Here is a 12512-nt window from a genome sequence, read left to right as displayed (position 1 = left end):
TCCCAACGCGGTGACGCCCGTGAAAAGGCTTGCCTGATCTCATCTTTCGCAGGGTTGCCTCAGTGACCACGACCATCCGGTCAGTCGGATAGGGTAGACGACGTGCCGGTGCCGCAGACGATCCTGACACGCAAGACCAAACACGCCCTGTTCCTGGTCATGACGATCAACGAGGGCGGCGAGTCCGGTGTTCGTGACTTCCTCGCCGAACTGGGCTCCCGTATCAACTCGGTGTCTTCGCGTGCCCCCGATCAGGCACTCGCCGGGATCATCTCAATCGGCTCGGCTGCGTGGGATCGTCTCTTCGACGGCGCGCGACCACGATCGCTGCGGCCGTTCGTCGTCTATGAGGGGCCGGTGCACACCGCACCGGCCACCCCGGCCGATCTACTCCTGCACATCAAGGCCGACCAGGCCGACCTCTGTTACGAGCTCGGCAGACTGGCCATGAACGATCTCGGCGACGCGATCACCGTCGTCGACGAGGTCCATGGCTTCCGCTACTTCGATCTGCGTGACCTGATCGGCTTCGTCGACGGCAGCGAGAATCCGGTGGGGCAGGCGGCGATCGACGCGATCACCGTCGGCGACGAGGACCCGGCATTCGCCGGCGGCAGTTACGTCGCCATTCAGCGCTACCTCACCGACTTCGCCGCCTGGAACGCCATCGGCGTCACCGAACAGGAAAACGCCATCGGCCGAACGAAATTGGACAATGTCGAGATGTCCGACGATGTGAAGCCCGCCAACTCGCACATCGCGCTCAACGTCGTCGAGGACGCCAACGGCGAGGAGATCGACGTCGTCCGCGACAACATGCCCTACGGAAACGTCTCCGGCACCGGCGAACTCGGCACCGGAGAGGCCGGCACCTTCTACATCGCGTACTCCTCGGGTCCCGACGTCACCGAGGAGATGCTGCGCAAGATGTTCATCGGCGACCCGCCGGGCAACTACGACCGACTCCTGGACTTCACCACTGCAGTCACCGGCGCCCAGTTCTTCACCCCGACAGTCGATTTCCTCGACGACCTACCCCCGGCTCCGGCTGCCGGCACCGAAGACGACGAATCCGACGACGCCCCACCGACGACCGCCGAACCGAGACCCACCGCGCCGTCGCGTCCGAGCGACGGGTCGTTGGGCATCGGTTCACTGCACTGACGCGCACTGCCACCCCGATCGATCCGACCACCACCAAGGAGACGCCTCATGAACAACCTGCATCGCGAACTCGCGCCCATCTCCACCTCGGCGTGGGAGGCGATCGAAGAAGAGGCGACCCGCTCGTTCAAGCGCAACAGCGCCGGGCGTCGGATCGTCGACGTCAAGGGACCCCTCGGACTCGAGGCGTCGTCGGTCACCCGCGGGCATCGATCCAAGATCGACTCCCCCGCCGACGGCATCCTCGCCTTTCAGCGCCATGTGCAGCCGCTCGTCGAACTGAAGGTCCCGTTCACCGTCACCCGCGAGGCCATCGACGACGTCGACCGCGGCGCCGAGGACTCCGACTGGGATCCGGTCGTCGACGCCGCACGCCAGCTCGCGCTCGCCGAGGATCAAGCGATCTTCGAAGGCTATGCGGCCGCTGGGATCTCCGGCATTCGCGCCGAGACCAGCTCCACGCCGATCGCGCTGCCGGAGGACGTCCGCGACTACCCGGAAGCGTTCAGTCAGGCGCTCTCCACCCTCAAACTCGCCTCCATCGACGGCCCGTACTCGATCGCGGTCTCCGCCGACGTCTACAACCTGATCAACGAGACCTCCAACCACGGATATCCGATCCGCCAGCACATCCAGCGGCTGATCGACGGCGACATCGTGTGGGCGCCCGCGATATCCGGCGCCTTCGTATTGTCCACCCGCGGCGGTGATTTCGAGCTGACCATCGGTCAGGACGTCTCCATCGGCTACGACTCGCACGACGGCGACACGGTGAACCTCTACTTCCAGGAGTCCTTCACCTACCTCACCTACACCGGTGAGGCGGCGATTGCGTTGACAAAGAGCTGAGATCGTTGGCGGCCCCTCCCCATGGCCGAGTTGCACGGCGCCCAGGCGTTCACCTTCCCTTCCGATGGTCGAGGTGCACGGCGCCCCAGGCGCCGGGCCTCGAAACCCGGTGAGATAGCAGGCTTCCCAACCCCATCCACCTCCTCGACACCTGAACGCGCACCGAACTCGTAGACTCCGCCTTTGCACGAGCCGCGCCTGAGTGTTGGCACCGCGTACCGCCTTCCCCCGATGGTCGAGGTGCACGGCGCCCCAGGCGTTCACCTTCCCTTCCGATGGTCGAGGTGCACGGCGCCCAGGCGTTCACCTTCCCTTCCGATGGTCGAGGTGCACGGCGCCCAGGCGTTCACCTTCCCTTCCGATGGTCGAGGTGCACGGCGCCCCAGGCGCCGGGCCTCGAGACCCGGTGAGACAACAAGCCTCCCAACCACGTCGATCCGGCTCACAGCGAAAGCCGCACCGCCTACCACACCCCACCGACAGAAAACTTCCGCCAGCCCACCACCGAAACCCGTTGTCCACAAGCACCTTTGCCTCCCCAGAACCATCGAACACCCTTGCCTTGATCCCTATGTTCGAGTACGATGGAGTCATCACACCGATCAGCCACTGGGGAGGGGCCCATGATCGACACCACCACAACTCTTGACGTCAAAGATGTTGACGCCGAAGCACTCTTTGCCGACATCGTCACCCAACTGAGTGACCTTCAATGGAATCCGGAAATGACCGGGCCACAAGCCTTCGGTGCGATGAAACAAGTCCTGCTACTGCGGAATCTGGTTGATCACCACGCCACCACCCTCACCGGCGAACTGGACCGGCTGGGAGTGGCCGACCACAAGACCACGCGGCTACGAGAACTGTTGATCAGCATGGGTTGCGCACCCGCCGTCGCAAGTCGGTATGTGCGGGTCGCCGCCACCACCGATGTCGACCTGTTGTTGGCGCATGCAGCGGACGGGTCCATCTCGTCCGAACACACCGATGCCATCGTGCGTGGGTTGGCGCACATCGACACCCGATGCCCCGAACCTTTGGACACCGTCCAACGCTGTGAGCTCTTGCGGAAGTTGCTGTCGCACTACTTCGCCGGTTTCACCCCCGCCGAGATCAATCTCTACGCGCGGCAGTTGGGTAACGAGTTGGCGGCCGAGACACCCGGTGGCTTGCCTGCTGCCGAAGACAAGTCGATCAACTCCTACAGCGACCGCATCACCGACGACGGACGGTTGGAGATCTCGGCGAACCTCGACATCGTCGCCGGGGAGAAAACCAGAACTCTGATGGAAACCTTGTCGGCGCCCAAGCCTCAGCCCGACGGCTCGCCGGATCCTCGGACACCCGAACAGATCTGCGCGGCCGCGTTCGAAACGATCGTGGAGTTGGCGGCACAAGGCCTGGCGGAAACTACGTTCTCGGCCAAACCGACCAACGGCCTGTTGTGGACCTGGTCGGCGGACAACCCGGCACTCGGTGGGGATTTGCAGAACATGGGTGCGATCACCGAAGCCACCGCCCGAATGTTGTCGTGTGACACCACCATCACGAAAATCATGCTCGACCCCAACGGTGTACCGCTCAGTGTTGGCGAGACGAAACGATTCTTCACCCCCGGCCAACGCAAAGCCCTACTCGTCCGGGATCGCGGATGCATCAAATGCGGAGCCCACGCCGGACGCTGCCAAGGACACCATGTGCACCATTGGGCCGATGGTGGGCCCACCGACCTCGACAACGGCTGCCTCCTCTGCAGCAGCTGCCATGATGACGTCCACCACCACGGATGGGACATCATCATGGGATTCGACCGACACCCCTGGCTGATCCCACCCGCCAGCATCGACCCGAAACGACGACCAGTGCCGTCGTATCACCGACGGACCATGCGACTCGACGACACCGCAGCCTGACCTGCGCTGCCCCACAACTTGATTCCCTGCACCCGGCCCGGCCGGGACCGCATCTGTTGTTTGAGAACTCCATAGAGATTGTTCCCACCCGATGGTCGAGGTGTTGTGCCGACTGTGGCCCGGAATCCTTTCGGCACACGGGGTCTCGAGGCTCGTCGCTGGCGCTCCTCGGCACCTCGACCACCGGGATGGGGAACGGCCCGAGATTCATCAATCGCTGGTCGAGGTGCGAGCCGCGTGCGGCGAGCCTCGAGACCGACTGCTAGAGTGCTGGATTCGTACCCTGCGGCACGGACACCCGCCCGCGCGAACGGAGAAGCCGTTCAGACGTTTCCTCGAGCGAACCCCGACAATAGTTGCGGCGTTGCCGAGTCGAATCCGACGACGTCGAGCATTCCGGCATCGCTCGGATCAGCGATCGTGAAGCCCGTAGACGTCATGCCGACGACGACCAGCTTCGCGTTCGGATTCACCTCACGCCGGTACTGCGCGAGCGCCTGGTGCGGATGAATCGGACCGGCCCACGTCTCGTTGTCGGTGTAGATCGAGAAGACGTCGACGTGGGTCTTGGTCTCCCGTGCCCATCGGATCGGCAACGCGCAGTCCGTGCCACCGAACGGCAGCCCGGAGATGGTGCGCAGCACGTCGTCGAGTCGCTGACGAGAACTGATCGGCAGCGGCGTGAGCTCCGTGCCACCACCGAACCCACTTCGACCTGTCGCCGAGGTGAATCCCATCATCATGTGCTCCGGCTCGGTCGCCGCAGTCACCAACGCCAACGCCGCCGACACCTCGCGGCACGTGATCGGCATTCCCGAGATCGGTGCGCCCATCGAGCCCGACACGTCGAGACCCAGCAAGTGCGTCTTACCCGAAGGCTCGACGACGCCGAAGGCCGCGTAGAACGCCGCATCGAGCGCGTCGACCACTCCGCGCGTCGGTGCCCACAAGCTGTTGCCGCGCGCCGAGTGACCCGACGCGTACGTACGCTGAGCCACCAGGACAGCGAGCGGATGCACGCGCCCCTTGCGCAGCCGGTCGGGATCGGCGAGCAGCGCCGCCACCTCCGGCGTCCGACCACCCGTCGCCGGCAGCAACCCCATACGGGTCAGCCGCGGAAGCTGACGCATCAACGCAGTTGGGGGAATACCATTGTCCAGCAGAGCTTCCCAGACCTTCGCGTCATTGAGCGACTCGTCCGGCAGCATGTCCCACGACAAGCCGTACTGCGCCACGAGAGCCGCAGCTCGACCCGGCTCCGACTGCACCTTCTCGTATCCCTCGACAATGCGCGGAACTCCCTCGGCGCGGCCGTGGGTGATGTAGTCGAACAACGCGCGACGCTGCGCCTCGTCGGTGACCGGGTGCGCCAGGCGCAACAGATCACGATGCGACCAGCCCTCACGGCTCCGGTATTTCACGGCCTGGTAGGCCACGGAGTCGACGGCCTTGCCCAGATACCACTGACCCACCGCGCGGCGCAGGCCCCTACCCCACCCGCGGAACTGCTCGACGTAGGTGGCGAACAGAAACAGATGGGTGCCGGTACGTGCGACGTCGGGCAACGCGGCGAGCGCTGTGCGGCGACCGGAGTCGTCGGCAAGCGATGCCGCAGCGGCGAGCGCGAAGATCGCCTGATTGTTCTTCGGCGCACGCCCACTCTGGGAGATCGAAACGATCTCACGGACGAGGGTGCCGGCGTCGTTGCGCGCGAAATCCATGACAACAGCGGTATTTTCCTTGGTGAGATCGGCCGCGCTCGTGTAGTACGCGCCGCCCTCGGTACCGAGGATCAAGAATCGACGGAGTCGCGCAACCGGTGTCACCTCGAAGGTATAGCCGCCCGCGCTATTGGCCACCTGACGGGAATCGCTCTTGTCGAGTTGACTGGTGCGGCGCGTGCCGACCGTGTTGAGAACATCCATCCTTGACTCCTGAACAACCATGGCACAGAACGAAGGTCGCGGACATGTCATCTCCGACCGGGATGATCATCCGCAGTGATAACCGACCGGAATCCGGCCCGCGACCTTCTGACGTTCTGCGAGAGCGGGCATGTTATGCCGACCGGGTTTTCACTGCTCTACCCGTTGAGCTACACCACCCGGAGGTGATGGCGGGACTCGAACCCGCAACCTGCCCATTATGAGTGGTAACCGATCGACTCCGGCCCGCTCTCGGCGCCAACCGTAGAGCACCGAAATGCGACAGCGCCAATGATTATTCAGTGTCCCCTGTCTGCAGGGTCAGTCCGCGCAGCAGTGCCCCTTGGGCCCGGAGGGGACGCCGAGCGACGGATTGCGGCCGAAGAAGCCCACCGGCTTGAGCTTGAATCCGGCGTAATCGACCGGCATCACCGGCCAGTCCTCGGGCCGCGGGAAGTGAGTGAGGCCGAAGGTGTGCCACAGCACGATGTCTTCACCCTCGATGTCGCGGTCGGCGGCGACGTAGGCCGGTAGGCCGGCGTCACCCGGATGCTGGTTGACGTAGTCGCCGGCCGGATACCGCTGCGCTGCATCGTATTGCGTGACCCAGAGGTGTTTGGTGGCGAATGCGGCCCGCTTCGCGATGGAGCTCTGTGGGTCGGCCAGCAAGCTCGGTTGTCCTTCGGGATGCAGGGCATACCCGACGTCTTGGCCGAGCCGGTTCTGCTTGTCGGGGTTGGTGATGTGCCAGACCCGGGCCTTGAGGTTATCCGCGCTGCGCATGGCCTCGGACTCGGTGTGCAGTGTGGTCTTCTGGGCCCGGAATGCGTTGCCCCACGGGTTGTCCGGGCCCATCGGGACGGGCACCGCATCCACCTCGGTGACGGTGTTGCGGTTGCCGTCGACGGCCATGTCGAGTCGCGCCGAGAACAGATGCTGGTGGAACGGCGCACCGAGGCCGGGGGCCATCTCGGTGGAGAAACCTTCGGGTCCGCGGTGGGCAGAGGTGAACACGATACCGGTGGCCTTGGCCTCGAGTTCGATGGTGCCGTCGAGGTAGAGGTACCAGTAGAAGCCGTAGTCATAGTTGCCGATGGTGAGGAAGAACGAGATGACGAGTCGTCGGGAGCGTCGGGTCTCGGCCATCCCGTTGAACATGTCGGTGTGCTTCCACAACACGCCGTAGTCCTCCTCGTGCAGGCAGATCGCGTTCTTCATGACCCGCGGATTGCCCTGTTCGTCGGCGATGGTCACGTCGAAGTAGGTGATGTCGCCGAGGCAATCACAACCGAGTTCGAGAGCGTTGGTATAGCGACCGAACAGATACTCGCCTTGATCGAAGTAGTTCTGCCAGTACCGAACCGGTGACGGATCGGCGTAGGGGACCACCATCTCGGCGATCGACGCCCGATAGATGACCGGGCGCTGCTCGTCGCCGTCGCGCACCGAGAGCTGATGCAGCGTCAGGCCCTCACGGATGTCGAATCCGAAGCGGAAAGTCCAGTCCGCCCAACTGATCTGGTTTCCCTCGACGGTGAAGCTCGGGCCCTCGGGCTGAGTGATCTCGATCGGCTTGAGGTCGGTGCGGGTCGGCACGGCATGCGGGGCCGCATCCCACTCGCCGCGCTCGGCCGGCACCGGCAAGGTGATCTCGTCGATCACCTTGAGTACCTGACGGCCGGTGAGGTCAACATAGGCGACGACGCCGTCGATCGGATGCGCCCACGGCAGGTCGGCCTGGTCGGACTGGTAGAACGCGAGGACTCGGACGATCCGGTGACCGACCTCGTCCTCGTGGCCGAAGACACCCGCCGACAACGGGACCGCGCGCACGTTGGCCGGCTCGAGGCCGCGCTTGCTCATCGCGGCCAGCCAGTCGTCGGAAGCGAGGAGATAGGCCTCGATGTCCTCGAACTCCTCGTCCAGAATCGGCACCTGACCCTCGGTCGCGGCGTCGATCATGGCGCGCTCGAGCACCTTTGCCTCCGTCAACGACACCAGCAGGCTGCTGCCCGTCCCGGTCTCGCGGTCAAGGAGGAGTACCCGGGCCTGCCGGACGATCTCATCGCCGGCCCGGTAGGCGAGCACGACATCCTTGGCCGGTTCGTCGAGGGTCACGAACACGAAGCGGGTGTGCTCACTCAGCAGCCCGGCTTCGTCGACGATGCCGCGGACCGTGGTGATCTCGGCAGCCGACAGCGGGGTCAACGGATGGTCGGGGCCGGCCTGGCCGATCATCTCGGGGGCGGTGGTGACGGCAGTACTCATGAGCAGTTCTCCTTCGAATAGATCTGTGCAGTAACGGGATTCAGCAGTGGTGTTGTTCAGCGATGGTGGTCAGCGGTGGCGGGATTCAGTTGTCGGCAGAGGTGAGGTGATGGGCGGCGTGCGGCCTGGTCACCGCGACCATCGCGCCGGCGGCGAAGGCCGCGACGAGCAGGACGGCGATGATGACGGCGAGGGTGTCCGAACCGCCGACGAGCAACGGGAGATTCAGCGCGGTCAGCACGAGCAGCGCGGCGAGACCGAGCAGGCCGAGTCCGGGCGCGATGAGGGTCTGCCACGGCCGGGTGTCCTTGCGGGTGCGTCGGAAGTAGACGATCACCGCGGCCGAGGTCAGCGTCATCAGGGCGACGATGCCCACCGATGACACCCCCGCGTACCACGCGAACACCTGGGTGACCGGGTCGAGGCCACCGAGCGCGGACGCGACGACCAGCACGACCGCCGTCGTGGTCTGCACGACCGAGGCGATGTGCGGTGAGGCGTGACGGGCGTGCGAACGACCGCACGCCGACGGCAGGGCACCGCTGTTGCCGAGCGAGTGGATGTAGCGGGCCAGGACGTTGTGGAACGAGAGGATGGCCGCGAACAGGCTGGTCACCAACAGGATCTGGACGAGATCACCGGCGGCGGATCCGACATAGCGGACCGCGGTCTCGGTGATCATGCCCTCCGGGTTGTCGGTGGCCATCTTGATCGCCTCGGTGTCACCCCACGCGCTGACCATCAGCCAGCTGCTCACCGCGTAGAAGGCGCCGATGATCAGCAGCGCGCAGTACGTCGCGCGCGGAATGGTGCGGGCCGGGTCGCGCGCTTCATCGCGGAAGACCGCGGTGGCCTCGAATCCGATGTACCCGGCGAGCGCGAAGATCAGTGCGATGCCGGGGGCACCGTGGAAGAACGCCGACGGCGAAAGCGCTGTCGTCGACAGGCCGTGGGCTCCGCCACCATGCCCGAGGACCGACAGGTTGATGACCATCACGATGCCGACCTCGCAGACCAGCAGAACGCCGAGAACCTTGCCGGACAGTTCGATGTGGCGGTAGCCGAGAGTCGCGACGACGACGAGGATGGCGAGCCCGTACACGTACCAGGGCACCGACGGCCCGCCGTGGGACGTGACGAGTTCGTTGATGGCGGCACCGATGTATCCGTAGACGGCACCTTGCACCGCCGTGTACGAGAGCAGGGCGAGAAATGCGGCGCCGAGACCGGCATGCCGACCGAGTCCGTGTGCGACGTAGGTGTAGAACGCGCCGGCGCCGGGGATGTGCCGGGCCATGGCGGTGAAGCCGACCGCAAAGAGCAGCAGAACGACGGTGCAGATCAGGTACGAGGCGGGATAGGCCGCGCCGTTGCCGGCCGAGATACCGAGCGGCACCGTGCCGACGATCACGGTCAACGGTGCGGCCGCCGCGATCACCATGAAGACGATCGCGGTGGTCCCGAGTCGACCGGTGAGTGTGCGGGCCGCGGTCGCGGGCGGCGCCGCCGCCGAGGAAGCCTTGGTGGTCATGTCTGTACGTCGTCCTTCGCTACAGAAGAGAATCGATTGTTATTGCCGGAGATCATCGTGGTCGCATCCGCTTGCCGTGGTGTTGCCCATCGGTAAGAATTGCGCGATCACCAATGAGAAAGCATGCGTGAACCATTCTCATTTCGCGCAACAGTGAATTCACGCGAGAAATTCACGCCGGTGAGTCGATTGTCGAGAGTGCCGTCAATCGGTCAGTGCGACATGTCCGGGAGGCGATCTCGCTCGACGACAGGCTCTGTGCATCCGGCGGGTCCACACCGGTCTTCGCACCACAGAGTCGGTATCGAGTGACTCACGAGCTGACCCTACGCCCGCGATATGACCTGTGTCACCATGGATTCTGAATGGGTATTTCCAGGGCCCGAATTCTCATTTGAGCGCGTTGGCATCGGCGTCGTGCAACGGCGAGTACACATGGATCGCGCAGCCCGAACAGACGAAATCCCGTCAAATGAGAATCACCGAACAGGATGGTTCCCATTTGAACTCCGACGAGAATTCATCGTCGAAATGATGAGCCGACGCGCCCGATGGGCTACGTTGCGTTGTGGTGCGGGGTCGCGCGGAAGCAGGTGAGGCGATGGACAACCACGAGGGCATTCGGCGTCGGTCACCGGTCGCCGGTCTACCGCGAGGCCGACTGTCGTTCGTCGAGGTCCTCGGTCAGTCGGTGGCCGCGGTGGCCCCGTCGGCCGTCATGGTCACCGTCCCGGTACTCATCCTCCCCGCCGCGGGCCACGCGACGGTGCCGGTGTTCGTCGCGACCACCTTCTTGTTTCTCGCGGTGGGCTACTGCATCACCCAGTTCTCCACGCGCATGGTCGCGGTCAGCGGCATCTACAGCTACACGGTCAAGGGCCTCGGCGCCGGCGCAGGGGTGTTTGCCGGCTGGTCGGTGATGATCGGTTACGCCGGCGCCGCGATGGCCAGCACCTTGGGGGCGGGCGCTTACCTGGCCGCGCTCCTGAACCGGGTGGGCGTGCGCGACAGTCCGCTGATCGTCGCCCTCCTCACGTTGGCGGTCGGCGCCGTGGCACTCGCACTGATGATCCGCGGCATCAAGCTGTCCGCACGGATCTCCCTGGCGATCGAGATGTTCGCGGTCGTCGCCGCCGCGGTGGTCCTGACGGTCCTCGCGGTGCGCGGCGGATCGACCCCGACGGCGTCGTCGGATGTGCACGACGCACCCGGCTTCGCACTTCTGTTGGCCACCACGGCATTCGTCGGATTCGAGAGCGCGACGACGGTGGCACGGGAGGCCAAGCGGCCGTTCGAGACCGTCACCCGCGCCGTGCGCTGGTCACCGCTGGCCTTGGGCGTGCTCTACGTCTTCGCTGCCGTCACCCAATCGGGCCATCAGGTGGCCGGCGGCAACGCCGCACCGATCGTGCTGAGTCTGCCCGGATCCGACGGCCCGGGATCGACGGTGTTGTCGGTGGTGCTGGAACTCGGTATCACCGCTTCCTGGTTCGCCTGCGTGATCGGATCATGCACGGCACTGTCGCGCACGTTGTTCGCGATGGGCCGTGAAGGCGTGCTCCCACCGGCATTGGGCAAGACGCACAAGCGTTTTCGGACCCCGTCCGTCGCACTGCTGGCATCGGTACCGGTGATCACGGTGGTCCCGGTGGTGTATCTGCTCGTCGTCGGCTCCGCGCGGTCGACGCTGATCGGATTGCTCGCGGTGTCGGCGCACGGCTACATCTGCGCCTATCTTCTCGTGTGCGTCGGGGCGCCGGTGTTCCTGCGCCGCATCGGCGAGCCGGGACGACTGCCCACGATCATCGGGATCGGTACTGCCGCAGCCTTTGTCGGGATCATCGTGTGGGCGGCGCTGACCATCGACGCCCCGGTGTGGATCGCGACGATCACCTACGCGGTGCTGGTGGCAGCCGGTATGGCGGTCTTTCTCATTCGACGCCGCATCGAGCCGAGGCTGCCCGAACAGGTCGGGGTATTCGACGAGACCACCGCCGATCAGGTCCTCAACGACTACGACCCGTGGCAGGTTCTGCGATGAGCCCAGGCGGGACGAGCCTGTCCGGTCGTCAGCCGAAAGCGGTGCAGAGCGCGCTCCGCGTCCTCGAGGAGGTGGCGCGATCCGGCGTCGGCGTGACCGCCAAGGACCTGTCCGATCGCCTGGACATTCCGTCGGCGACGATCTACCGGCTGTTGAATCTGCTCGTCGCAGAAGGGTTTGTGGTGCGAATGCCGGATCTGTCCGGATTTGCGCTCGGCCCGCGCACCGGCGCGCTGGTGGACGCCACCCTGATCCCGCGCGTCTGTACCGCGGCGCGGGAAGTGCTCGCCGAATTCCGGTTGTCCATCCGGTTCGGCGCGCATCTCTACTACTTCACCAACACCTCGGTGCGGGCGGCCGACCTCGACACCGAGTTCCCGCCGGCGGCCAACGAGCGGACACTCAACACCTATCTACATGCCAGCGCCATCGGAAAACTGCTGCTCGGCGAGAAGGCCGACGTGAACGACGTGGTCACCTTCCCGCTCACCGCGATCACCTCCCGTACGCCGACCACCCGCGACGCGTTGGCCGACCAGTTGGTAGCCGTGGCCCGGGACGGCTTCGCGCTGCAGGTCGGCGAACTCGATCCCGACCGCGCGTGCATCGCGGTCGGCGTCCGATCGCCGGGCGGAACACTTGTCGCCGCGTTGGCACTCTCGGGTCGCGCCGACCAAGCCGAGATCATGACGCGGCAGGTGCCGGCGATGACCGAGTACGCCACGCGACTGGCGCCGCTGCTGGCGTGAACAGCGGCCGATCCACACCCTCGGCGCATCCGGTCACCCTGTGATCCGATGTGCGGCCGCCGGCAAACCGTT

General features: G+C 65.2%; 8 protein-coding genes. 5 read left to right on the top strand and 3 right to left on the bottom strand.

Going from position 1 to position 12512, the window contains the following annotated elements:
• Positions 1-102: 102 nt before the first annotated feature.
• The 3 genes from GOPIP_RS08955 (at position 103) to GOPIP_RS08945 (ending at position 3926) form a co-directional block, all read left to right on the top strand.
• Positions 103-1164, top strand: a complete 1062-nt coding sequence (locus tag GOPIP_RS08955) for a Dyp-type peroxidase (protein ID WP_006369315.1) — start codon at positions 103-105, stop codon at positions 1162-1164.
• Between the two features lie 48 nt (positions 1165-1212).
• Positions 1213-2013, top strand: a complete 801-nt coding sequence (locus GOPIP_RS08950) for a family 1 encapsulin nanocompartment shell protein (protein ID WP_006369314.1) — start codon at positions 1213-1215, stop codon at positions 2011-2013.
• A gap of 623 nt (positions 2014-2636) precedes the next feature.
• On the top strand, positions 2637-3926 hold the full coding sequence (locus GOPIP_RS08945; RefSeq protein WP_006369313.1) for an HNH endonuclease signature motif containing protein: 1290 nt from the start codon (positions 2637-2639) through the stop codon (positions 3924-3926).
• Positions 3927-4249: 323 nt separating this feature from the next.
• On the opposite strand, the gene GOPIP_RS08940 is transcribed toward GOPIP_RS08945, so the two are convergent.
• From GOPIP_RS08940 to GOPIP_RS08930, 3 genes are all read right to left on the bottom strand, one after another.
• Positions 4250-5851 (bottom strand): TROVE domain-containing protein, encoded by a 1602-nt coding sequence (locus tag GOPIP_RS08940; RefSeq protein ID WP_006369312.1) that lies wholly within the window; start codon positions 5849-5851, stop codon positions 4250-4252.
• Between the two features lie 321 nt (positions 5852-6172).
• Complete coding sequence (locus tag GOPIP_RS08935) at positions 6173-8119, bottom strand: primary-amine oxidase (protein ID WP_006369311.1); 1947 nt, start codon at positions 8117-8119, stop codon at positions 6173-6175.
• 85 nt (positions 8120-8204) lie between these two features.
• Complete coding sequence (locus GOPIP_RS08930) at positions 8205-9650, bottom strand: APC family permease (protein ID WP_006369310.1); 1446 nt, start codon at positions 9648-9650, stop codon at positions 8205-8207.
• A gap of 601 nt (positions 9651-10251) precedes the next feature.
• Here GOPIP_RS08930 and GOPIP_RS08925 point away from each other — a divergent pair.
• Both GOPIP_RS08925 and GOPIP_RS08920 read left to right on the top strand, forming a co-directional pair.
• Complete coding sequence (locus GOPIP_RS08925; RefSeq protein ID WP_006369309.1) at positions 10252-11691, top strand: APC family permease; 1440 nt, start codon at positions 10252-10254, stop codon at positions 11689-11691.
• Complete coding sequence (locus tag GOPIP_RS08920; RefSeq protein WP_006369308.1) at positions 11688-12440, top strand: IclR family transcriptional regulator; 753 nt, start codon at positions 11688-11690, stop codon at positions 12438-12440. Before GOPIP_RS08925 ends, GOPIP_RS08920 begins: the two co-directional genes overlap by 4 nt.
• The last annotated feature ends 72 nt before the right edge of the window (positions 12441-12512 follow it).

The sequence above is a fragment of the Gordonia polyisoprenivorans NBRC 16320 = JCM 10675 genome, from assembly GCF_000241325.1.
GTDB classification, from domain to species: domain Bacteria; phylum Actinomycetota; class Actinomycetes; order Mycobacteriales; family Mycobacteriaceae; genus Gordonia; species Gordonia polyisoprenivorans.
The sequence above is the reverse complement of the archived record's forward strand: the minus strand, read 5'-3'. Positions and strand labels throughout refer to the sequence as shown.